Raw genomic sequence first — 23744 nt, 5'->3', positions numbered from 1 at the left:
ATGATTCATAAATCCCTTTGCTCAACTTTCGATGCAATTGATGCAATAAAAGCGCCTCAAACTCTAAAATTAGAGACAGAGCATTACCTTTTAAAAAACTACGATATATCCATTGTTAAGGTTGAAAAAGCTTATTCAGCAAAAATTTTTTTTAAACCGTTTGCGGGGTACAACTCCAGCCAAATGCATTCTGTTAAATTTTCTCAACCTGTAAAATTAACCAGTACAAATAGTACATATTTTATTCCTGAAAATGCGATCCATCTGAATCAGCACTTTACGGATTTCAACAGTGATGATCCAACTATTGAAATAACCGGTAGCATAGACAGACTTTCAACCGCTGGAGATGATTCTAACTTTGATGGGAAGTATTTAAGACTTGTAATTCCAGTTATTTCGAACCATGGGAAGCTACGGGAGGTTCGAGGATGGAGCTATACTGCTGACCTATCTGTAAAAGACCGGAACCTTATAAAGGTCATTATTAATAATCATGAGTATCATTTTTTTGAATTTAAGTTTGATGAAAATTCATATCTAGTAATTGATACTACAGATATATGTAATGCACACATGTTTAAAAATATAAGCCATAACATTTTACTTGCTCTGGGTTTTCTTTATGGGAATCTTTATTTAGATGAAGGCTTTATCTTGTCTTCTACGACAGCCGAATTTGGTCAAATAAATGATGTAAGCTATTCGACTTACCGTGAATCCATAATGACAGGCTATAGAATCCATACTACAAATGCGTACTCTGTTCACAACATGACAGGTAAGGATGAAAAAGAAATTAAGGCAAATGAAGTTAAAGTCAAAAAATGGATCGATGATCTCGTTGAGATTGAAGAGCCCATATTTAGTGCTCTTTGCGAATTATTTTATAATAATGAACCGATATCCCGCGCCGTTATAGTTACTCTCCAAGGAAATCTACTTGCGTTGGAAATAAAGGGATCAGCATATAGCCTTGCACTTGAAGCAATAACAGCGGTTCTTATGGAAGAAAATAATGAAAACAGACCAAAACCAGTTACAAAGGAAGTATTCAAAGAACTGAAGACTAAATTTCTAAAAACATTAGATGAAATGTTGCCTCCAAACGACGAAAATAAACCTGCTCGTCTGATTTTTAAAAATCGTATAGAAAATTTAAACACTCCTACTAATACAGACAAGCTTAAAAGATCATTCGAGATAGTCGGTTATGATCCAAACAAGGACGAAAAATCTGCTCTAAAAGCAAGAGATAAGTTTCAACATGGCGAACTCCCTGTTTCTGATAACTCCGATGATATAGTATTTCAAGAAGTTTATTTCATGACTTTAATTATGCATAGGTTGATTTATACATTGATTTTAAAACGTATTGGTTACAGTGGCTATATAATTAATTATCCACAACTACACTCTGATATAACACGTAGGGATTTAAAAGAAGATCTATTTTATAAACTATAGCAGAATTATTAATAAAACATGTTTAAACCACTATGGTATAATTCTTTTTTAAGACGGTCTTTTTAAAATTTATTCATCATTACTAGTGATGAAGCTACTTTGTATCTATCCAGATTTGCGGTTTAAACTTCCAAAGTATGCAACAATATTTAAGATTTGAAAAACTTACTGTTAATCCTGAAAAAGCGATTAAACTACTTAAAGACCATGGCACAGTCATCACAATAGAACAGGCAAAAGCTGTATTGGATTTCCTCTATAAATTAAGTAACTTGTCTGTAAGTCAGGCTATAAATCGTGTAATCCAGCACCAAAATGAAGGTTTGATTAAAGAACGATATGGTGAAACTAAAAAACAAATTTTATGAAGACCGCTGATTTGTACATCAGAGTAAGTACAGACGAGCAGGCGGAAAAAGGGTACTCTTTGAGGAGCCAGCAAGAAGTTTTAAAAAGGCACTGTGAACATCACAATATCAAAGTAAGAGAAGTGTTTATTGAAGATTATTCTGCAAAAACATTCAATCGCCCGGAATGGAAAAAGCTATTAATCTATCAACGTAGGAACAAAGGAAAGGCTGATTTATTACTATTTACCAAATGGGATAGGTTTAGTCGAAATGCAGGCGATGCCTATATGATGATCAACAAGCTAAGATCGTTAGGGATAGAGCCGCAAGCCATAGAACAACCTTTAGATCTAGCAGTGCCGGAAAATAAGATTATGCTGGCTTTTTATCTTGCAGCTCCAGAAGTTGAAAATGACCGGAGAGGATTGAATACAAAAGTCGGGATGAGACAGGCCAAAAAAGAAGGTCGCTGGATGGGTAAAGCTCCGATTGGCTACATCAACAGGGTTCGTGATGATGGGAAGCGTTATATTGCCTTGAAGGAGCCGGAAGCGTCAATTATGAAGTGGGTGTTTGATCAACTGGCTGAAGGCATTTATTCCGGTGAACAGATCTTAAAAGCAATGCGCGAAAAGGGTATAGAATGCAGTAAAAACAATTTCTACAACACGATCAAAAACCCTGGGTATTGTGGAAAGATTAGATTAGCTAAGTTTGAAGATGAGGAAGCCCGTCTAGTGCAAGCACTTCATGAGCCTTTAATTACTGAATCGCAGTTTTATACTGTTCAGGAGGTCATAGAAAACAGGAAACCTAAATTGGGAACTCCAATAGCCACGCCAAAGGAATTACCGCTTAGGGGCTTTCTTAGATGCCCCAAATGTCCAACAAGAATGCTTACGGGTAGTGCATCAAAAGGAAAAAGAGGACATGTCGTTTATTATCATTGCACTTCTAAATGTGGTATTCGTTACAATGCAAAAAAAGCCAATGATGCTTTTATTGAAGAACTCATGCAGTTTGTGCCAAGGAATGGCTATCCTGAATTGTTTGTGGAGCTGATTACAAATAGCTATAACAACCAAACCAAATCACTACGTGAGGAACGTAAAGACTACATTCGGGACATTAATGCTCAAACTAAGCGTATGGACACTGCAAGGGAACTTTTGCTGAATAGCGATATTGAAGCCGCTGATTACAGAATAATAAAGGATCAATGTAACGAGAAAATAACCCGGCTGGAAGCAAGATTAAGTGATCTAAACGCAGAGAACCATAGTATTTTGGATATAAAGCCAATAGCCGAAGAAGCAATGAACAGCTTACGCTTATTGGACGAATTTTATGAAAAGGCTGACGTAGAGGGTAAAAGATACCTAGTAGGGATGTTGTACCCAGAGAAATTGACCTTTGATGGAAGCATGTATCGAACACCCTCAATGAATTTAGCAGCCGGACTCATCTATCAGAAAAACAAAGAGTTACAGGCAAAAAAAATGGGACGAAAGTCTCTTTTAAAGACTTCGTCCCATTTGGGGTGGAATATGGGGCTCGAACCCACGACCCTCGGTACCACAAACCGATGCTCTAACCAACTGAGCTAAAACCACCATGTTTTTTTCAAGGCCACAAAAGTAGCATTAAAATTTGATTTTACAATATTTAACTGAAATAAATCTATTTTTTTACCTTTGCCGCGTTTCCAATCCCCCACTAAGGTTTACACTTAGTTTTATATCAACCAATTACCATACATGGGCAGTATTTTTAAATTTAAAGAATTTGAGGTCAATCAAACTGGCTGTGCCATGAAAATCAATACAGATGGGGTTCTACTGGGCGCCATTGCCACACAAAACAATCCTCAATACGGTTTGGACATCGGCACAGGAACCGGGGTTATTGCCATGATGTTGGCGCAACGCTTTCCGAAAATGCAGATTGATGCTGTAGAAATCGATGAATCTGCTGCAAATGCGGCAACCGGGAATTTTGCAGGTTCAAAATTCGCAATACGTACTGCCGCACACCTCAGTCCCATTGCAAACTACCAGACCAGCCGAAAATACGAACTGATTGTCTCCAACCCTCCTTTTTTCGTTAATGATCTAAAGAATCCGGAACTTAGAAAAGGGATCGCCAGACACGCTGACGAAGAGTTTTTCAACTCTTTACTCCAAAAGGCAAGCGAAATCCTAAGCCCAGAGGGTACTTTCTGGTTGATATTACCTGTAAAACAAGCAGAATTACTAGTGGAAGACGCCATCCCCTATGGGCTACTCCTTCAAAAACGGATAGAAATTTGCTCCGACTTAAGCAGACCAGTAATTCGTCACATCATCTGCTTATCGAAAAAAATACCAGCTCCACTAACATCTGAAACCTTTTACATCTATGAATCAAAAGGTGTTCATACCGCAGCTTACAAGCAATTACTGAAAGATTTCTTCCTGGCTTTTTAACTGCGTATTTCTAGCCTTTAAAACATTTCTTTCCGCCCTTTTATGTGGATCTCCTGATCAATATACATAGCTTTGTGTAGACAACAAAAGCTATACTTTGAAAAAAATAGGACTTCTTTCTGATACACACGGTTTTCTTGACGATGCCGTTTTCAAACACTTCGATGAATGCGATGAAATCTGGCATGCCGGCGACTTTGGCCCGGATGTAGCCGAGCGACTCGCCGCCTTTAAGCCACTCAAAGGAGTTTACGGGAATATTGACGACAAGGAAATCCGCGCAGCATACCCGGAACACCTGAGGTTCAACTGTGAAAAAGTCGATGTATGGATGACACATATTGGTGGATACCCCGGAAAATACGCTCCAAACTTAAAGCGTGAAATATACACTAAGCCCCCTATGTTATTTATCACAGGACACTCTCATATCTTAAAAGTAATGTTTGATCCAAAAATCAATTGTCTCCATATAAATCCCGGTGCAGCAGGAAATTCAGGCTGGCACAAGGTGAAAACATTAATCAGATTTTGTATTTCGGAAGAAAAAATCCATACCTTAGAGGCCATAGAAATAGGAAATAGATAACGTATAAAATACACTAAGCAACATGTCAGGCATCAAAACACTAGGCCAATTTATCATTGAAAAACAAGCCGATTTTTCATACGCAAAAGGAGAACTCTCCAGATTGCTTCGAGATATAGGAATTGCAGCTAAAATCGTGAACAGGGAGGTCAACAAGGCTGGTTTAGTCGATATCCTGGGGGATGCTGGCACTGTCAATATTCAAGGCGAAGGCCAAAAGAAACTCGATGTATTTGCCAATATCCAATTCATTAGCGCGCTAACTAGTGGTGGAGAATGCTGCATCGTAGCCACAGAAGAAGAGGATGAATTTGTACGAATTGACTCCCCAGTTTCCAAAAATGCGAAGTACATTGTATGTATCGACCCTCTGGACGGCTCTTCAAATATTGATTGTAATGTAGCCGTTGGAACAATTTTTTCAATTTACCGCAGAAAATCTGTAGAAGGTGAAGCGACATTGGCAGATGTATTACAAAAAGGCACCCAACAAGTGGCAGCAGGATATGTAATCTACGGCTCTTCTACCATGTTGGTATACACGACAGGAAAAGGTGTGAATGGATTTACACTCGACCCATCCATAGGCGAGTTTTGCCTATCTCACCCTAACATGAGAATCCCTGAAGGCGGAAATATCTATTCTTTAAACGAAGGAAATTACGTTCACTTCCCTGAAGGAGTGAAGAAATACCTGAAATATGTACAGGTTCATGATGAAGAAACCAATAGACCGTATACCTCCAGATATATTGGCTCCATGGTTGGCGATATCCATAGAAACCTCATTAAAGGAGGGATCTACATCTACCCTACTACTGCCAAATCACCAAATGGAAAATTAAGACTATTGTATGAATGCAATCCAATGGCTTTTATTGTAGAGCAGGCAGGCGGTACAGCTTCTGATGGCTTCAACAGAATCCTCGATATAGAGCCTACTGAATTACACCAGCGCAGCTCTATTTTCATCGGCTCTAAAGAGATGGTGAATATGGCAGAAGGAATGATGACTGAATTTTCTGCGGAAATGAACGTCAACGCAGTAACTCCACAAAACTTAAAACAAGTAGGCTAGTCCCTACCTCAGCAAATAAATAAAGGAACGTTACAACAACGTTTCTTTATTTCGCTCTTTTTCAAACTCTACATCTATTGCTAGTGCAGCTTTATTTTTACCTGCTGCGACTGCTAACTGATCACAACGCTCATTCTCAGGATGGGCGTTATGCCCCTTGATCCATACAAATTTTACATCATGTAATTTATAGACATCCAGGAAACGAATCCACAGGTCTTTATTCTTTTTGCCTTTAAAACCAATCTTTACCCAACCGAATACCCACTTCTTTTCTACAGAATCTACCACATATTTAGAATCTGAAACGACAGTTACCTGTTGCCCCGGAGTTTTTATCGCTTTTAATCCCTCGATCACAGCCAATAACTCCATCCGGTTATTGGTTGTCATGCGGAAGCCACCACTCAGTTCTTTATAATGCTTTCCTGAGCGTAAAATGACCCCATAACCACCTGGTCCCGGGTTTCCACTTGCTGCTCCGTCTGTAAAAATCTCAATCATATATGGACAAATCTATGTTTTTAAGCTTTAATTGCAATTCATGGTCGATAATAAATATTTTTATGAAAATTAAATATGCTGAAATTGAATCGGTTAAAAGAAAAGCTGATGTTAAACCTCAAAAATATTTGCATTAAATAATATTAATCGTACTTTTGTGACGTTGAAAAAACATGGTGGTTTTAGCTCAGTTGGTTAGAGCATCGGTTTGTGGTACCGAGGGTCGTGGGTTCGAGCCCCATATTCCACCCCAGTTTTAAAAGCAGTCTGAAAAGATTGCTTTTTTTTTTGCCTGAATTTTTTCGCAGCTGATAATTCTTTGTTTTTCGGGTAGATGAGTTCGGCTGCTAGATTCATTGAGGGTGTTCGATACATCACCCCATCAAAGGTCAGTTTCTCTGGGTACAACATCCCTACTAGGGATCTTTTACCCTCTATGTCAGCTTTTTCATAAAATTCGTCCAATAAGCGTAAGCTGTTCATGGATCAAGCGGAATTCTTGGGGGTAATGAGATTTAAGCATAGATCTTAGATAGCCTGAATAGGAAAAATTTAACCCTTTTAGGGATAATTTATATGCCTTGTTTAACTCTGGACTTTTGTATTCAATCCTCTGCGGTCGTTTTCTACTTCTGGGGCAGCAAGTAATGATTGAGCTGGACGGATCTTCCTATATCATTACCGCATCCCATGTTATAGAAGATTGGTCGAATGACAGCAAACTTTTTGTGCCGTTTGACGATACGTTTATATCCGTTGTGGGGCATGCAGGGATATGATTCCCTGAGCGATGACGCTTACACCGGAACTTCTGATAAACCGGATAAGCATCCGGAAGATCATGAAAGTCATACGGGAAGTTCTTCAGAAGATTTTGATGATAAAAATAACTAATTTCCTAAATCAGGCGATAACTACAATTGCGCTTCCCGAATGGTTTTTTTTGAATAGCGGCCCTGATGGGGTCAATTGGAGCAGGGGGGGACATAAAAAACGGCTCCGTCATTTTACTGTGGTGATGGCTCACCTAAAACACATCCTCTGTTACTAAAGTAATTAACAACAAAGCAGGTTAGCTTTGTATATAAATGCCTATTTTTATTTTTTTTGCACGAAATGGCTAAAATTTTTATCGTCGAAGACGAAGCAGAAATACGGGAAGAACTGATACAATTAGTTAGTGCGCGGACTCATGATGGTATCGTAGGGGCCTGCGGCTCGGTAAAAGAAGCATTACTACTCATCCCATATGCGGCTCCGGATATTATATTGATGGACATAGAACTTTCTGATGGCCAGAGTTTTGAGATATTGGAGCGCCTTCCTTCAACACCTTTTTCGGTAATTTTTGTAACTGCCTATGAGCATTATGCGCTACGTGCCATCAAGGCGGGGACATTGGATTATCTATTGAAGCCCATAAAGGAAAAGGAATTGTATGACGCCCTCGATAAAGCCAGCTTGCGACCTAATGTCTTGCATGCGGTACAAAAGGAAATCCTCTTCGATAAGCAATCGACAATGTTAGTATTGAAAACCCTTAATGAAACGTATTTTGTGCGCCATTCCGATATTCTATATTGTAAGGGAGATGGTGGCTATACTACCTTCTTTTTACTTGATGGCAGAGAAATTACAACAAGTACAACACTCAAAGAATATGAAACCTTGTTGCCGGAAGGTTTATTTCTGAGAATTCATAAATCTTTTCTGATTTGTCTAAACTTTATTATTTCGTACCATCATGATGGCTTTGTTTTTTTACAAGGAGGTATACAAGTACCTGTATCTACCCGTAAGAAAGATTTATTGATGCAAAAAATGACAATTAATAATGCATAATAACCCCTTGAAGATCTCCTACCTAATCTCTATTTGGCTAATCATTACCCTATTTATCAGCTGTGGGGGGCCTTCCTCTCCGCGAATAAATCAAGGACAGTTACTAGATAGCTTATTTGAGCAGATAAAACTAAGTAAACAGCCTAAAAAAGCAATACCGCAACTACAACAATTAATAAAAGAAAATCAAAGGGATAGCACCATACTTAGTCGGGCTTATTTTTACCTCAGCTATTGCTTACTTAAAAATAAACAAGATTCTGCTTCGTTTGAATTGGCCCAAAAAGCTTTAAATATATTGCCTTTGTCGGAAAAAAATGGAGCCCAGGCAGCTACCACTTTCTATTGGATGGGCTATCTTGAGCAAAAAAAAGCCCAATATTATGCGGCAACTTATTACTACACACAAGCGGCATATCTTATTGATGCAGGCAATTTGAAGCTCAGTTTTCCAAAATCTTCTGGTTTTATTTTATTATGGGCATCACAACTAAACAGCTTCAATAACAGATTGGATTTATCTAATAGATTTGCTAGGAAAGTGCTCTTTCTTTTGAAAAAAGATACCAGTATGTTGGCAAAAGACTTGTCTATATCCGCGAATTTATTGCTTTCACTAGGGTATTTGGATAAGAAAGGACTGGCTAATGACTCCGTTCGATTCTATTTAAATCAGGCCACAGAAATAAAAAAGAAAACCAAATTTACCCGTATAGATTACAATTATTATATATCAAAAGCAAAAATATTTTACGAGGGTAAAGAATTAGATTCTGCCCTTTACTATCAATTAAAAGCCTATAAATCAGACACCTCCAATGCTCATGTGGCCTACAGTAATCTATTGGGCATTTATGTAAAAAAGCATCAATTGTCAAAAGCACGTGTGGCAGAGGGTGAAGTTACCAAGCGGTTAAGCCAATTTGATGCAGATGATTACCTGATGTATCTGGAAAATAAGATCGCGTTTGCTATTGTTCGTGGCGATAATAAAAAGGCACAATCGTCATTTGAAGAGTATGTTCAAAAAAAGAAAGAGAGAGAAGAAAATGAAAACCGAAAAGCAGCAAACGAAATATCTTCTCTCTATAAAACAGTGCAAAAAGACCAACAAATTGGTGCATTAAACAAAAACGTAGATAAGATAACGGGACAATTGGAGTTGAACAGGCTCTGGTTGGCGGTGATTATCCTTTTTTCAGGATTGCTATTTGCGATCATATTATTACTGTTTTTAGACCGAAGGAGAAAAGAACTCATTACCGAAAATAAGCAGGTTTCAGATCTTAATATCAAACTTGAATTGGAACAAAGGTTGTTGCGGAGCCAAATGGACCCGCATTTTATTTTCAATTGCTTAGCGAGTATTCGTGCTTTGGTTCGGCAAAAGAAAACTCAGGAGACACTCACTTACCTGGATCATTTTTCCGTTTTGATGCGAGAGAAACTAACGGCAGGTAAACAACGAAATATTGACTTGAAATCTGAAGTGGACTTTCTGGAAAACTATTTAAAGCTGCAGCAAATGAGGATGCCAGGCAAATTCGACTATGTATTTGAATTGGACAATGAGGTTGCTAATATGTTTGATGAAATAGAGATTCCGGCAATGTTGCTTCAGCCATTTATAGAGAATTCTATTTTACATGGATTTAAAAACATCAGTTATAAAGGTCAAATACACGTATCAATGGCCATTAACAATGAGGTTTTAAAGATCATCATTAACGACAATGGAGTTGGTTTGGATACCACTGATAAGCCGACCCATACTTCGCGTGCCACCCAAATTGTAACAGAACGAATTCAGTATTTACAAACTGAAGGTTTAGGAGAGGCTAGCCTGTCGATGAATTCCCAGGTGGATGCTCCTGGTACAATTGTCATTTTACGGATTCCGGTTTAAGTGTAGCGCTCGTTAACTGAAAGCCAGCACTTCTTTATCGCTTTGTCCACCTTAGATTTTATTTGTTTTATTTGTTTTTTAAGTAATTAATTGGCTTAAAATGATCTGCTGCGCTTATAGATTTCCAGCAATCCCGATGCCATTTGAAACAAAAAATAAATATGACGAAAACAATTATTTTAACTGCATGTATTGCGTTTGCAAGCCTAAGTTTAGTATCTGCAAAAGCAAAAATCCCTATTTGTACTCCCTGCGAATCCATCGAAACTGTGCAGGAATTACCTACAGATTCTGAAATTCAAAAATTGGCCGGACAAAAAGTAAACCTATCTTATGCTAATAAAGAATATGGCATTTTTGGGTTGTCCATTTTGAACACTAATGGAAGATTTGTATTGAGTGACATTTCAAATAATACGTATTTTGAAATTGATCCCCAAGTAGCTAAAATATTAAAAGAGAAACATGATTTTGATGTGGAAACTGCAGAAAATCCTTTGTCTTTTTGGAAAAAAGTAGGAGGAAAACTCGTTTTCTTAGTAATAATAGCATTACTAATTTGGGCAAGTATTCCTTCAAAAAACAAAACTAAAGATGTAGAACCAACTAATATTTAAAATAAGTATCTTCTATGAATCCATTATTCTTAATTCCTGCAGTATTAGTAATTGCCGGTGTGTGTTTTATGATCTACATGAACAAAAAACATCAATCAGCAAAATCAGAAATAGACTTAGATTTTGAAAGAAATAAATATGATGTTTACAAACAAGAAGTTTTAGCACAAGATTTCCCGCAAATAAAGCAATGGATGAAAGGAAAATCAATAGATGCCTATACCTCTGCATCTGTACCTCAATCTACAGCAAATAAAGTTCAGGATGTGATAAGTGACGGCATAAAAAACGTAGCACTCTCTGCAATTGGTGTAAAACTTAGACGAATAGAAACCGAATGCTTTTGGGTGTTAAGTGGCAGTGATTTACATTTTTTTAGTACCAATACTGTTGGCGAATTAGATGAACATGTGGTTTTTGACAATTTCAGAATTGAAGAAGCAACGCTTCAGTATGGAGGTATATTAAAATCACAGTTAGGTGTTTACTTAAAGTCTTCGGAAGAGTATTTACCAAAAACACACATTATCACATTTAACATCGATGGTACTCCTTTGTCACTCGAAGTTCATGACAGACTAAATTATGTACCAGACCCAACGGATATTTTAAACATGAACAAACAGTTAATCACAAGAGTTAAATATCAAGTAGTGGGTGAAAAATTTGTAAAAATATTGCAAGACAAGTTCCCAAACCTCCAAGTAGCATAATTGCATGAGCATATTTTCGAAATTTATTAACGCCTTTAAAAATCTAAGACTAAACGATAAAAATGCAGTAATTGGGCTGCAATTAGATCATCTACTAATTAGTTCAATGTATGCAGAACAACAAGCTGCCTATCTTAACTCTTATGAAACTGGGCTTGATAAAGGCACATTGAAAACAATTCTAGAGGATTATTGGGAGATATTTGACAAAGATGATGCAATTGAAGTTCTTTCAGATCTGCAAAATAGAAATCAAGACGAGTATTTAGATATTGTGTATAATGCCTTTGAGAATAGGGAAAACTATGTAGCTATTTTAAAATCTAATCTACCGGATGAAGAAGACGTTTTTAAACACTATGTGGAAATATATCGAAAATTAAGCAATGTTGTGCCTGAGCTTGTAGAACAGAATGTATTCCAGGATTTCTCAGCTATTAAGAATATAAGAGATACTGCCTGGAATTATGGAAGAGGTGCATTTTTATCACGCTGTTGTTATGAAGCAGGCTATATTTCTGAAGTAGAATTGATTGAATATTTACAGAAATCACATACAGGGCTAAGAAACTATTGCAGAACCTGGAAAGAATACACAACCAGTTATATTTTCGGAAGAGCAATCTGGGGTGGTTCAAACAACGATGGAATGATACAGATTGCAGACGATCTGCTGAATAGTGAAAAAAGCCCATTGAAAAACAAAATCTATTTGTAAAAAATGCCGGTCAGCCTCTACAATTTGGTAATAATGGAGGTTGACCGGCAATAGGTGGTATCATTAATCTGAATCAATCTCTTTTTCGTACTTCGATTGCAGGTTCAGAATGTATAGTTCCCAAACGATTTCTTCTTCAACAGAAAAAAAATCACATTAGATCACAATTGGGCTAAAAATGAAATTCAATATGAAATTTAGACTTTTAATTTTGTCTTTAGTGATCCTTGGTTGTGAAACAAAAAAACTGGAAACAGTAAATGAAAAATTTCCTATTGGTAACATCAATAATTACAAAGAAAATGACACTTCATTTGTAAGTTTGAAACGGAATATAGAAACCGATGAAATTGAATGCGGAGAAAATAATTGTTTGATAAATATTGAATTTACAGAAAATATCCCCAAAATAAGTATTGACCAAAGTTTGGGGATTTTTATTTCTAAAACGGGAGATTTAAATGGCGATAAAGCAAATGAAATAATAATTTTTTCTCGAACCAATGAGGGTTACTGGAATAATATTTCAGTCTGGTCATTTAAAGGCAGAAAGTGGAATGAAATTGCAAAAACTAGAGCATTTATATCAGAAAATCTAGATTTTGAAAATAGGATAACTAAAGAAGACGGCAACTATTATTTAATTGGAGAAAACCAATGGGAGGAAGATGAAAACGGAGATTTTAAAAAAATAAAGGTCAAAATATAAAATCCACATCGCTACGCTGCGGGAGGTTAGCGTTAAGTTTGACTGGCCGACTGCAAGTGACAGAAATAAACATTAACTTAAAATAAAAAAAATAGGGGAGCTTGGGGATACGGAATATTTGACGACGACACAGAAAAAGTTATCAGTCACAATTCTGAACTAAATGAACTTTGGACAGACAGCGAAGATCTTTACCCCAAATGGAAAAGGAATATTGAAAAATTAATAGAACGACTGAAATAGAAATGAGTAGAAAAAACCAAATTTCAAAACATTTTGGAAAATCAGTTTTAATTGCCTTTAGCCTAGCTGCGGTTTATGCCATAATTGCACCTGTTTTAATAAAAGGAATGTATGCTGAACTTTTTCATTTTTCCGTTGCAGTTGGTCTATTTTTAGGAAGCATTATTTTTTATTTCATTTTTATATTTTTCAGATCTATACAAAAATTACCATCGCTTTTTGGTGGTATTGCTGTTTATATTTTTATTGTAGTTATAGCCAATACTGATGTTGATATTTATTTCAGAAACTTATTTAACATTAGTCATTTACCTCAGCAATACAGTGAATATCAAGACCTAAAACAGCCTGTATTACAGTTTAAAAACAAGGAAATGAAACTTGTAATTGATAGCAGTACTGATTTGGAACACTATTTAACCACAAAAAATCACTTAATAGTAGTTGAGGTTAAACATGAAAGAACAGGTGCTGAAGCTATACAACAAAAAGAATATTCTAAATTTGATAGTCTAGGCAATTTCATGGCTAAATACAAACCAACTAATTCCAACGAAATTTTGTTTGAAGGTTATCTGATCAATGTAGATGAGAACTATTACAGAACCTGGCCTTTAGATGGTGATACTTCGAAAATAAAAATCGAAACGCAGAACGCAGATTTTAGTTTCGATGCGAACAAAGAAGCTGATTTTATTGCAAACTTTGAGGAAAGGGCTACTTTTCTATTTTCAAAACAATGTTGGACAGCTGACCAGCCATCCAGGAAATTTATAAAAACAATATTTAGGGAAAACGATAAATGGATTGCGTTTTATAATGATACAAAAGCCAATCAGACTATTAAAAGTAGAGGTACGGTTTATAATGATCTATTCAGATATTATTCAAGAGAAGATTATAAATTGGTTCCATATGATAATGAAAACATTCAATACCAATATTTTCAAGAAATAAAGTTGAAGCGCAGTGATTCCGGCGCGGAAAATTGGGATGGTTACTTGTATACTAATGTCATTGTTAACAAAGACACTTTGAAAATCAAGGAAGCTTTAAAATTGGGTGTGGAATGGGGAATCAACCAATCAAAAATTAAGGAGAAAGTTGTTGGAGGTCTGTCCAAAAAAAGCCAGGGAGAATATTCACGTTATTTTTTTTATAATAACCCCAAACTTCAATATCAATTATTTACAAACCATCTCGGCAAACTGTATATCATCAAAAATAAATGAAAAAATCACAAAAAAGCATAAAACTAGTTGCATACTATTTTTTAATCATCATCTTTTTAAATTCTTGCTCTTCGAGATATATTAAATTGGTAAGTCCTGATACAAAAACAGAATTTGGAATAACACTAACAACGCCTTCACAAGGAATATTTTTTGTGGAAAATGAAAAAGTTGGTGCCTCAAAAAATAAAATTAAAATCCATACCAAAACTGCTAACTCAATTTACAACAATTATGGACCAGCAACAGACAAAAGGTTTGTAGGAAGAACAAATGCCCGACAATTAAAATTTAATGTCAAAGACAAAACATACCTAATAGATATTACAAAATTTAAAAAAAGAACTGCTATGGTTTTGTTTAACGGAGAAAGTAAACCTATAATTAAGTATAACGCAAAAAAATACAATGTTGTAATTAGGGATTATTTTTCTGCACAATACAAATAATATGCTTACCACTAACAAGGGTTCCTGCTTAATTTAAAAGTGGTTTTACATTTGCAAAGTCAGTATTTAGCTGAAAGTTTATGCTTCGAAACCAGTTTCTTCAACAAGCTACCACAACCGTAGGCGGTAATTTTAGACAGACCAAAACCATATGAAAATAACGGACATTAACACTACGATGAATATCAACAACGTTATAAATTTCGTTAGCTTTTTCATAAAATTCGTCCAATAAAAATCCAATTAAAAGTAATGGTTGGTATATCAGCTTTCCGGGAATACTATTTTAAAAGTTGTGCCTTCGCCAATTTCTGATTGAATACTGATCTGGATTTGATGGTATATGGCAATGCTTTTTACAATGGCTAGTCCTAATCCATAGCCCACATCTCCTTCCAGATTGGTTTTCATGAAACGGTCAAACACGAATGGTAAATCCTGTTTAGGGATTCCTATGCCAGTATCTCTAATGGTTATTTCATAAGCACTGTTGCTTAAATGTTTTTCAGTTATGAATATCTTTCCGTTGTTACGATTAAACTTTATGGCGTTATGTAGCAGGTTGAAAAATAGCTGGAACAGTAGATCCTTATTCACGCCTGTTAGGATCACCTCTGGTGAAACATCCAGAAAGATTTGTATGTGTTTTTCTTCTAATCTATGACTGATTTCTTCTATGATCTCCTTAAATAAAAGTAGTGGTTTAACCTCTTCCTTTCTGATGTATTGCTCATTTTCAATTCTGGAAATTAACAACAGAGACTTTGTGATATTTTTTAACCTGTCTACAGTTTTCATCATTTCTATAATAGCCATAGCCGATTTTTCATCGAGTGTTTCATCCGCGAGCAGGTTTTCCATTTTATTCTGGAGGATACTGATGGGGGTCATCAGTTCGTGTGAAGCATTGGAAGTAAACTCTCTTTCCTTGTAAAAGGCTTCATTGATCTGGTTCATTAAAAGTATGAGTGATTCATCCAGATATTTAAAATCAGCAGTACTGGTTTGAACCCGCTTTTGGTCGTCTTTAAAGGGAAATCTTCTGTTAATCAATTTGCTGCTGATAATTTTTTCTAATGGGCGGATCAGCATGCGGATAAAAGTCAGGTCAATCAACATCGTAAGGACAATCAGGAAAATCAATACATACAAGGCAAATCGTTGTAATGGTTTGTTATACTGATTGATACTTGTTGTCGTTTTTCCGATTTCAAGGAGATAATTTTTCCCCTTGTTTTTAAAGGTATAGCTTAAAACTCTATAATTTAAAGTATCACTTTCAATCAGTCGTTGAGAATCTTTTATGAAATTCATGCTTACTCTTTCATCAACTGGTAGTAAGGCTATAAATTCTTCTTTAAGCATGGTGTAACTACCATAGTTTTTATCACCTTGAAAATAATAATCCAGACCATTTTTTTTGACAATGTTAAGCACTTGTTTTCTCTGCTGCTTTAATGTGAAATTGGTGTATTCAGAAGCGATCTGTTTCACCAGGAAGGGTAGTGCCAGCACAAACAACAATACAGTCACCAGTTTTGAGCCGGTGATGAAAAGGGTAAGTTTAGTAGATAGTTTCATATCATTTCTTAATTCGGTAGCCTACACCACGTACGGTTTCCAGCCATTCGGTATTCGCCCATACATTTAATTTCTTACGAATATTCTTAATATGAGCATCGATATAATTTGAGTCATAATCATCATTGACAAAAGTCCCCCAAATGTGTTCACTTAGCTGAGCACGTGTCAGTACCCGGTTTTTATGGAGGATAAGGTAACTTAGCAGATCAAATTCTTTGCGGGATAGTTCGATCTTTTCCTGCCCAAATGTGACCACTCTTTTTGGGAGATCTATATGGAATTCGCCGATAGCTAATAACTCTTCGGTGATGCTGAATTTTCGTCTGGCAATAGCCTGCATTCTGGATTGCAGTTCTAAAAGGTAAAATGGTTTGGCCAGATAATCATCAGCACCAAGGTCCAGTCCGCTAACCCTGTCTTTTAGTTGAGTTCTTGCGGTAATAATAATGTAAGCTGCGTCGGGGTTGTTCTGTTTTGCTCTTTTTAAAATCTCCAGTCCATCGCCATCCGGTAAACTTAAATCTATTAATATAAAGTCGTACCTGTTCAATTCCAGTTGCTCCAGTCCGCTTTTAAATGAATGTGCAATATCACACAGATAAAAGCTCTTCTTTAGAAAAGCCTCCATTTCATAAGCTAATGATTTTTCATCTTCAACGATTAATACCTTCATAGGGAATTAGATTAAAACTGATAGTAAAAAGCTAGGCCAAAAAAAGATTGCTGACGTTTTAGTTCAGCTTCAGCTTTTGGCCCAAGAAGAGATAACTGGTAACTAATCTCTGCTAAGTAATTTGCCCGGCTTAAGCTTAATGGTAATTTGAAATTGTAAGACAATATATTAAAGCTATCAGAAGATACAGTAGTGGTGATCGTTGAATTGGAATTCCCAGGGGAGACAGGGCTTTTGCCTTTTCCATTAGATTTTTCGCGTTTGCTTTTTTCTATGGTATAGCTTTCATAGAAATGTCTGGTACCGGCTACCAGTTCGATGGCAGGTTCTAATGTAAGGGTGTTTTTCTCATTAAATAAAGTACCGATGCCAATCTCTTTTGAATGGGCGAGACTTATAAAAATATCATCTTGTTTACCAAAAGCATAATCGGTGCTAAGCGAAGTTTTGATCCATGGCCATGCATATTTTACGGATAGGTTCAGATTGTTTTCATTCGAGGCCTGTAATAGTGGTGAGTTTTCAGGAAAAAAAGAGCGTGTATAAGCGATGCCTGTAGAAAAATTATCATTAAAATCATGATCAAAACCAGCTCCAATATCTGTCTCGGATATACCCGAGCCATAATTCAGCAGCTTATAGGAGCCGCCAGAAAGGTAGATACCAATAGGAAACCTTACTGTTGCATTGACAAGTACATAAGGAAGCTTTTCATTGGTAGCCTGACCATAATAACTCACATTACTGCTATATAACGCAGCCAAAGTTATTGTCGTTTTTTTAATGCTGTCCTGTTGTGCCTGTACTTTAAAGGAAGTTATGCAAATCAGGATGACTAAGGATGTGAATCTCATTGGTTACACACTAATGTCTTTTAATATTTGGACGAATAACCTTAATCGGTTTTACTTTAACATTTGGCTTAACTACTACTGGTGGCCTTGACTGCTTACGTGCTTTAGGTACTTCTCTGATGACCGGCTTATCCGGGGTTTGTGTAGGATCAGGCTTTTCTTTGCTTTTTTCTTTTTTTTCATCTTGTTGTTGCTGCCAGGCAGTATCCTCTAAAAATGAAAAATCCCTTGGTATTTTCTCTTTTATAGGGATGCTCGCCCGAACTAAAGGAGCGAGTATCAAAACAAAGATAGTAGTTAGTAATGTATTGAAAATGAATGCTCTGCCCATTGGGTAAATATAAAGAAGTTTGTAGTCCTAACAAATGTCACAGTCGAAGATGAAATTAAGATGAAATTTTGGGCTCAAATAAACTCAGGATTTCATGTTGAATTCATGTTCAGCCTTCAACTTTGAGTAACGAAAATGTTAATATTCACAAAATCTAAAATTATGAGAAAGAGAATTATGTATTCCGGACTAGCATTGTTTTTTATGGGACTTGCTATTCTTATCGGATGCAAAAAGGACAATAACAGTTCAGCAAAGGGAACAACTAAAGTTGAAATTAGAATGACCGATGCTCCAGGGAATTTTGATGAGATTAATCTGAGTGTAAAGGAAATCGTATTATTGTCAGAAGGCAAACCTTATCGCTTTGCTGCAAGCTCAAGTATCTTTAATATTCTTGACTTCAGAATTGGAAGTAGTAATCCTGATATTCTGGTAGCTTCAGGGGAAATGCCAAGTGGCGAAATCACTGAAGTAAGACTGGTATTGAACGATTCAGGAAATACCATTGTTGTTGCCGGAGTTTCACAGGCACTAACTACGCCAAGCGGACAATCTTCGGGCTGGAAAGTTAAGCTTAAAGCAAACCCATCATTGGTACCGGGGGTAACTTATTCATTATTGCTTGATTTTGATGCAGCGAAATCTATTGTAAGTACCGGAAATGGTAAATATCTGCTTAAACCTGTAGTAAGGGGGATCACAGCAGCTACATCTGGTTTAGTATCGGGAACTGTATTGCCGTTGTTGAGTCATCCAGAAGTATTGGTGATTACAGGAACTGATACCGTAGGTACAATTGCAGATCCTTTGACTGGAAAATTCACTGTTGGTGGACTTGCAGGAGGTAGCTATTCTGTGAAATTTGTTCCTGTAATTGGCTACAAAGATAGTACGATAACAAATGTTAATGTGGCTCTTGGTCAAAACACCAGCTTAGGAGTTGTTACGCTTAAACAATAAATAAAAGCCATTTGTTTATTTACTAAAGTAACTAGCTAATATTATGAAAAGGTTATTTATAACTCTTCTGCTCGCAATTGGATTTATTTCATTGAGATCCTCTGCGCAAGTGAGTATAAACGTAAATATCGGATCACAGCCCCTATGGGGGCCTGTTGGTTACGATTATGTAGATTATTATTATCTCCCTGATGTAGAAAGCTATTATTATGTTCCGAAGAGACAGTTTATTTATTTTGATAATGGCAGGTGGAATTTTTCAGTATCCTTACCATCCAGATACAGAGGATATGATTTGTATAATGGATATAAAGTAGTGATCAATTCAAGAGATGCTTATCGTAATTTTGATAATGATAGGGTTCGTTATGCAAAATATAAAAAAGTTAAAGGGCAAAAGGCGATTAGATATAGTGATGATCCCCGCTATTATGAGGTTAAAGGCCATCCTCATGGAATGCCACCCGGACAAGCCAAAAAGATGCATTCGAAAGGCCATGGGGGCGGAAAAGGGAAACATTAATATTTATGCTGTTGTCCTGGGGCTAAAGGTTTAGCCGAAATTGTATATCAATATTGAGCTATTTGAATTATTGAAAAAATAAAACTAATAGAGTAGCGTTTGTATTTTTTAGTTTTGAAAGCAGTCTGAAAAGACTGCTTTTTTGTTTTCAGGTAAATTCTTTCCAAGCTTGAAGCTTTTCTGTACTGATCTATTTAATCTTCAAGGATGTTCCTGCAACGGTTAGTGACTTTGCTAATTCTATAAAGCTGCTGAAGTGTTTTTTATAAACAACATCATTTTCGGCAGAAAAAACACAAACGATTATGGTATGCTTACTTTCTGCAATCAACAGTACCTCTTTTCTTTTATTTGGATATTCGTAGGTTATCGTTTTATATCTGCCAGTCAAATGCTCGTTTTCCTTCAGATTTTCAAACTGAAGATGTAAGGAGTCTACTTTTACATCTTTATAATTATTGACAACAGTTTGGGTATTGCCATTGATCCAGCCATTTATATCTGGATTTATGGAGAAATCAAGTCCATAAACATAAGAGTAAGTTTCTTCGGCGACGTTTTTTTCATCCGGCTTGATTAAAAATGGCAATTGGTCGTGATGGGTTTGTACCCATTGTTTTGGAATTTCCAGTGATATGGTGTGTCGTTCTCCCACAATCCATTTGGTTTGTGAAAATGAGTTTAAAATAGAGGTAAAGAAGAGGCACAAAGTGAAGATTACTATTTTAGTCATATGGCAATTAGGTTAACAGCGCTAATTGACTGTAATACATCCGAACCATACCAGGAAGCCATTTCTGAATGGTACAACATATTTCCCTCAGACTGGATAGCCGCTGTTTCTTTATTTAGGTTTTGCGCCTTTGCTACAGAAAATCCGCAAAAAAGGACGATGGAGAGCGTTTTAAATTTCATTAAATGAGTTGATTTTAATCAATTTAATGGTTTTAGGGCAAAAAGAAAAATTATTTATGCATTCTTTTCAGGCTGATTGATTTCAGGATATTTCAGGTTTCACTACTGTGTAAAGTTGAACGAAAGCTATGTTTAGCAACGATAAGATGTAATGATTGTGGTTGTAATTGTGCTGTATCTTTGAAGAACCGTTATCTTTGTAGCGATGACTAGTCAAAGGTGCGTTTTTTTTAAGCAGCAGTTAGTCAGGTTTTTATTGACCTGTTCTATAGTGCTGTCGCTTTTTTTTACCTCAGGACTTATCAGGTTATCCTCTCTTCCGTTACAAAAGTACCAGACGGAGTTGCGATGGTCAGAGCAGCATAAAATTTCATCACATCATACCTGGAGTTACTTCAATCTTTCAAGGGTAAGTCCGGCAAATGGTATTTTATTCAGAACTCAGTTTGAGTGCCAGGCAATACTGATATATGCCTGTTTACAGATGGTAAAACTGAACCAATTGAAGAAAGAACAAAAAGTGATAAAGCCTAAATTACTTGTTAACTATGATTTTTTGGCTTTTGTTAATCTTCAAAAAAGTCCTTCGATCAGATTCAACTTTTGCCTGCCTCAGGCATATTCTATGAGTTAATCAACGCTACTGAGCATAGTAGCTATTTCTAAATTTTAATGATTGACATGCGAAGTTTAAAGAAAGCTTTTAAGCTTGTATGCTGGACTTTGCTTATTATTTTGGCTTCGTTTGGCATAGGCTTAAGCGGTGGTGTCGCTATACCTTCAGTTAGAAGAAAAGAAGATACTCCTTTCACCATTGAGATGGTTGAATTCGAAAAAGAGACCTCTGAACTTAATTCTGAAGAGGAGGATAAAACATAGAAATGGAATAAATATTAGATAGGAACTGGCATTAATCTAAATATGCCAGTTCCTTATTTGTTGAAGTTATGGTAATATGCTGAAGGATTGGTAACTGGTAGTGTAAATAAGTCCCTGGAATTTTTGTGTAAAAATCTCTATCTTTTTTATAATCAGTCAGTTTTATTTATTTTTGTAAAATAAATAATACAATGAGCTAATAAATATTTAATATTAGCTGATAAAGCAACCAACTAAACCAATAACAAACTAATGACCTCTTACGAGAACCTTTCCGACAGTACTCTGGTAGAGCGACTCCATTTAGGAGATCACAGGGCTTTTGGGGAGATCTATGAGCGGTTTTTTGGATTATTATACAAGCATGCCTACAATCGTTTTCGGGACGAGGAGCAGGCAAAAGATGTAGTTCATGAGCTATTTGAAGATTTATGGCTGAAAAGAGAAGTCATTATTATTGAACGCAATCTTTCCAACTACCTTTATACCGCTACCAGAAATAAAATCTTAAAAATCATTGCACATCAAAATGTGGTGACCGCTTATGCCGCAAAACAAGTGATCCTGATTAAGCCTGACGAGGGACTTACAGATCACCGGGTAAGGGAACGCCAGTTGGCTGAAATCATTGAAAAAGAAATTCAGTTGCTACCTCCAAAGATGAGGGCTGCTTTTGAGCTTAGTAGAAAACACAATTATACCTATAAGGAGATCGCGGAAAAATTAGACATTACTGAGCAGTCTGTACGTAGTCATGTTAAAAATGCACTCAAAATTTTGAGAATTAAATTCGGCTTATTGATGCTTGCTACTGCTTTATTTTGTTTATTTTCATTTTTCTGATAAATATTTAAAATAATTTACCCCCATACCCCCCTAGGTAAAGGTCTATAGTTTAATACGCTTAGAATAGCTTTTTTAAATTTATGCCGGAAAAGATCGACCTCACAGACTTACTTCAGAAATACCATCATGGTACATGTAATGCAGAAGAACTTGCATTGCTGGAAAGTTGGTATAACCAAAGCACTCCCTGTGATCAGCCGATTCCAGAAGAACAACTATTGCTAACCAAAAATAGTGTTTGGCAAGATTTAAAATCCAGCCTTAATTTTAATAGAGAGCGCATTCGTCTATGGACGAGTATCTCTGCTGCGGCAATGTTATTGATTAGTCTTTCTGTTGGTATTTTGTTTTATTTTAAAGAGGAGGATACTAAGTCTACAAATGAGCAGCCTGGCAAATTTGCGAAAAATGACATCAGCCCCGGTGGAAATAAAGCTTATTTAACCCTTGCAGATGGTAAAAAGATAGTTTTAACTGATGCTGGACTGGGAACTTTGGCTGAAGAATCTGGAATTGAAATTAGTAAAAATGCCGAAGGGCAAATTGTTTATAAAATAGCTGATCAGAAAGGTAAGGCCTCTACTTTAACAGCTGTAAATACTATTGAAACTCCGAAAGGTGGACAGTATCAGGTTTTCTTGCCGGATGGAACAAAAGTATGGTTGAATGCCGCATCAAAATTGACTTATCCTGTTTCATTTGTGAATAGAGAAAGAACGGTGGAACTCATTGGGGAAGCTTATTTCGAAGTTGCTAAAGATGCTGCTCATCCATTTAAAGTAAAGAGTATTGGACAAGAGATAGAAGTTTTAGGAACGCACTTTAATGTGAATGCTTATCCAGATGAAACTGCGGTGCGTACTAGTCTGATGGAAGGATCTGTCAAGGTTTCTTCAGGTTCAGGAAATGGAACGCTGCTTAAACCGGGACAGCAAAGTACGCTGATTGGCAAGTCGATTCAGGTTGAAGAGGTCAATCTTGAAGAGGTACTGGATTGGAAAAATGGGAACTTTATCTTTAATGATGAAGATCTTAAAAGTATTTTAAGAAAGGTATCCCGATGGTATGACGTAGAAATTGTGTATGAAATTGATCCTTCAGGACTTTCCCTGCTTGGAAAAGTTTCCCGTACAAAAAACGTCTCTGCTATATTGGATGCGATCGAACAAACAGAACAAGTACACTTTAAAATCGAAGGAAGGAGGATCATTGTGATGAAATAATGCTACTTAACATCATAGGGATCTTGAAAAAAGAGCCGTTGTGCTACCAACACAAACGGCTCAGATAATTA

At 36.4% G+C, this 23744-nt stretch carries 26 protein-coding genes, 2 tRNA genes and 1 pseudogene; 21 read left to right on the top strand and 8 right to left on the bottom strand.

The window, feature by feature from the left end; translation table 11 throughout:
- From R2S10_RS08535 to R2S10_RS08525, 3 genes and pseudogenes are all read left to right on the top strand, one after another.
- Nucleotides 1-1467, top strand: a complete 1467-nt coding sequence (locus R2S10_RS08535) for a hypothetical protein (RefSeq protein WP_316840030.1) — start codon at nt 1-3, stop codon at nt 1465-1467.
- A gap of 137 nt (nt 1468-1604) precedes the next feature.
- The gene (locus R2S10_RS08530) at nt 1605-1835 is read left to right on the top strand and encodes a hypothetical protein (RefSeq protein WP_316840029.1); all 231 of its coding nucleotides are present in this window, start codon (nt 1605-1607) and stop codon (nt 1833-1835) included.
- A pseudogene (locus R2S10_RS08525) lies at nt 1832-2566 on the top strand (recombinase family protein); the annotation flags it as partial. The gene R2S10_RS08530 and the pseudogene R2S10_RS08525, both read left to right, overlap by 4 nt.
- Nucleotides 2567-3353: 787 nt before the next feature.
- Here R2S10_RS08525 and R2S10_RS08520 read toward each other — a convergent pair.
- Nucleotides 3354-3430, bottom strand: a tRNA-His gene (locus R2S10_RS08520).
- Nucleotides 3431-3628: 198 nt separating this feature from the next.
- Here R2S10_RS08520 and R2S10_RS08515 point away from each other — a divergent pair.
- The 3 genes from R2S10_RS08515 to fbp all read left to right on the top strand — a co-directional run bounded on the left by R2S10_RS08515 (nt 3629) and on the right by fbp (nt 5949).
- Entirely contained in the window at nt 3629-4282 is a 654-nt protein-coding gene (locus R2S10_RS08515) for a tRNA1(Val) (adenine(37)-N6)-methyltransferase (protein ID WP_316840028.1), read from the top strand.
- 97 nt (nt 4283-4379) lie between these two features.
- Nucleotides 4380-4871: a metallophosphoesterase family protein gene (locus R2S10_RS08510; protein ID WP_316840027.1), complete on the top strand. Its 492-nt coding sequence runs from the start codon at nt 4380-4382 to the stop codon at nt 4869-4871.
- Between the two features lie 22 nt (nt 4872-4893).
- Nucleotides 4894-5949 (top strand): class 1 fructose-bisphosphatase, encoded by a 1056-nt coding sequence (gene fbp / locus R2S10_RS08505; protein ID WP_316840026.1) that lies wholly within the window; start codon nt 4894-4896, stop codon nt 5947-5949.
- A 30-nt stretch (nt 5950-5979) separates the two neighbouring features.
- On the opposite strand, the gene rnhA is transcribed toward fbp, so the two are convergent.
- A complete protein-coding gene (gene rnhA / locus R2S10_RS08500; RefSeq protein ID WP_316840025.1) occupies nt 5980-6453 on the bottom strand; it encodes a ribonuclease HI in 474 nt (157 codons plus the stop codon).
- Between the two features lie 176 nt (nt 6454-6629).
- Between rnhA and R2S10_RS08495 the strand changes: the two genes are divergently transcribed.
- The 10 genes from R2S10_RS08495 to R2S10_RS08450 all read left to right on the top strand — a co-directional run bounded on the left by R2S10_RS08495 (nt 6630) and on the right by R2S10_RS08450 (nt 14882).
- Nucleotides 6630-6706 (top strand) — tRNA-His (locus R2S10_RS08495).
- A 512-nt stretch (nt 6707-7218) separates the two neighbouring features.
- Nucleotides 7219-7347 carry a hypothetical protein gene (locus tag R2S10_RS08490; protein ID WP_316840024.1) on the top strand — a complete coding sequence of 43 codons (129 nt, stop codon included), beginning with the start codon at nt 7219-7221 and terminating at the stop codon, nt 7345-7347.
- Nucleotides 7348-7569: 222 nt separating this feature from the next.
- The gene (locus R2S10_RS08485) at nt 7570-8295 is read left to right on the top strand and encodes a LytTR family DNA-binding domain-containing protein (RefSeq protein WP_316840023.1); all 726 of its coding nucleotides are present in this window, start codon (nt 7570-7572) and stop codon (nt 8293-8295) included.
- A 304-nt stretch (nt 8296-8599) separates the two neighbouring features.
- Complete coding sequence (locus tag R2S10_RS08480) at nt 8600-10201, top strand: sensor histidine kinase (protein WP_316840022.1); 1602 nt, start codon at nt 8600-8602, stop codon at nt 10199-10201.
- A 161-nt stretch (nt 10202-10362) separates the two neighbouring features.
- Nucleotides 10363-10818, top strand: coding sequence for a hypothetical protein (locus R2S10_RS08475; RefSeq protein ID WP_316840021.1), 456 nt, complete (start codon nt 10363-10365; stop codon nt 10816-10818).
- A gap of 14 nt (nt 10819-10832) precedes the next feature.
- Nucleotides 10833-11531 carry a hypothetical protein gene (locus R2S10_RS08470; protein ID WP_316840020.1) on the top strand — a complete coding sequence of 233 codons (699 nt, stop codon included), beginning with the start codon at nt 10833-10835 and terminating at the stop codon, nt 11529-11531.
- 4 nt (nt 11532-11535) lie between these two features.
- Nucleotides 11536-12249: a DUF1266 domain-containing protein gene (locus R2S10_RS08465; RefSeq protein WP_316840019.1), complete on the top strand. Its 714-nt coding sequence runs from the start codon at nt 11536-11538 to the stop codon at nt 12247-12249.
- Nucleotides 12250-12439: 190 nt separating this feature from the next.
- Nucleotides 12440-12958, top strand: a complete 519-nt coding sequence (locus R2S10_RS08460) for a hypothetical protein (RefSeq protein WP_316840018.1) — start codon at nt 12440-12442, stop codon at nt 12956-12958.
- Nucleotides 12959-13203: 245 nt separating this feature from the next.
- On the top strand, nt 13204-14433 hold the full coding sequence (locus R2S10_RS08455) for a hypothetical protein (protein WP_316840017.1): 1230 nt from the start codon (nt 13204-13206) through the stop codon (nt 14431-14433).
- Complete coding sequence (locus R2S10_RS08450) at nt 14430-14882, top strand: hypothetical protein (RefSeq protein ID WP_316840016.1); 453 nt, start codon at nt 14430-14432, stop codon at nt 14880-14882. Before R2S10_RS08455 ends, R2S10_RS08450 begins: the two co-directional genes overlap by 4 nt.
- 264 nt (nt 14883-15146) lie before the next feature.
- Here R2S10_RS08450 and R2S10_RS08445 read toward each other — a convergent pair whose 3' ends face one another.
- Genes R2S10_RS08445 through R2S10_RS08430 form a run of 4 tightly spaced genes read right to left on the bottom strand, consistent with a single transcriptional unit; the run spans nt 15147 to nt 18324 of the window.
- Entirely contained in the window at nt 15147-16463 is a 1317-nt protein-coding gene (locus R2S10_RS08445) for a HAMP domain-containing sensor histidine kinase (protein ID WP_316840015.1), read from the bottom strand.
- Between the two features lies 1 nt (nt 16464).
- Nucleotides 16465-17139 (bottom strand): response regulator transcription factor, encoded by a 675-nt coding sequence (locus tag R2S10_RS08440; protein ID WP_316840014.1) that lies wholly within the window; start codon nt 17137-17139, stop codon nt 16465-16467.
- Between the two features lie 11 nt (nt 17140-17150).
- Complete coding sequence (locus R2S10_RS08435) at nt 17151-17993, bottom strand: hypothetical protein (protein WP_316840013.1); 843 nt, start codon at nt 17991-17993, stop codon at nt 17151-17153.
- A gap of 10 nt (nt 17994-18003) precedes the next feature.
- The gene (locus tag R2S10_RS08430) at nt 18004-18324 is read right to left on the bottom strand and encodes a hypothetical protein (RefSeq protein ID WP_316840012.1); all 321 of its coding nucleotides are present in this window, start codon (nt 18322-18324) and stop codon (nt 18004-18006) included.
- 162 nt (nt 18325-18486) lie between these two features.
- Between R2S10_RS08430 and R2S10_RS08425 the strand changes: the two genes are divergently transcribed.
- A complete protein-coding gene (locus R2S10_RS08425; protein ID WP_316840011.1) occupies nt 18487-19287 on the top strand; it encodes a DUF4382 domain-containing protein in 801 nt (266 codons plus the stop codon).
- A 43-nt stretch (nt 19288-19330) separates the two neighbouring features.
- Entirely contained in the window at nt 19331-19810 is a 480-nt protein-coding gene (locus tag R2S10_RS08420; protein WP_316840010.1) for a hypothetical protein, read from the top strand.
- Nucleotides 19811-20000: 190 nt separating this feature from the next.
- On the opposite strand, the gene R2S10_RS08415 is transcribed toward R2S10_RS08420, so the two are convergent.
- Together R2S10_RS08415 and R2S10_RS08410 are read right to left on the bottom strand one after the other, a co-directional pair.
- Nucleotides 20001-20543 (bottom strand): hypothetical protein, encoded by a 543-nt coding sequence (locus R2S10_RS08415; RefSeq protein WP_316840009.1) that lies wholly within the window; start codon nt 20541-20543, stop codon nt 20001-20003.
- Nucleotides 20540-20725, bottom strand: coding sequence for a hypothetical protein (locus tag R2S10_RS08410; RefSeq protein WP_316840008.1), 186 nt, complete (start codon nt 20723-20725; stop codon nt 20540-20542). Before R2S10_RS08410 ends, R2S10_RS08415 begins: the two co-directional genes overlap by 4 nt.
- Nucleotides 20726-21406: 681 nt before the next feature.
- Here R2S10_RS08410 and R2S10_RS08405 point away from each other — a divergent pair.
- From R2S10_RS08405 to R2S10_RS08395, 3 genes are all read left to right on the top strand, one after another.
- Nucleotides 21407-21604: a hypothetical protein gene (locus R2S10_RS08405; RefSeq protein WP_316840007.1), complete on the top strand. Its 198-nt coding sequence runs from the start codon at nt 21407-21409 to the stop codon at nt 21602-21604.
- Nucleotides 21605-21856: 252 nt separating this feature from the next.
- A complete protein-coding gene (locus R2S10_RS08400) occupies nt 21857-22447 on the top strand; it encodes an RNA polymerase sigma-70 factor (protein ID WP_316840006.1) in 591 nt (196 codons plus the stop codon).
- Between the two features lie 83 nt (nt 22448-22530).
- A complete protein-coding gene (locus R2S10_RS08395) occupies nt 22531-23673 on the top strand; it encodes a FecR family protein (RefSeq protein WP_316840005.1) in 1143 nt (380 codons plus the stop codon).
- Nucleotides 23674-23744: the final 71 nt, after the last annotated feature.

This window comes from Pedobacter gandavensis, from assembly GCF_032678745.1.
GTDB classification, from domain to species: domain Bacteria; phylum Bacteroidota; class Bacteroidia; order Sphingobacteriales; family Sphingobacteriaceae; genus Pedobacter; species Pedobacter gandavensis_C.
The sequence above is the reverse complement of the archived record's forward strand: the minus strand, read 5'-3'. Positions and strand labels throughout refer to the sequence as shown.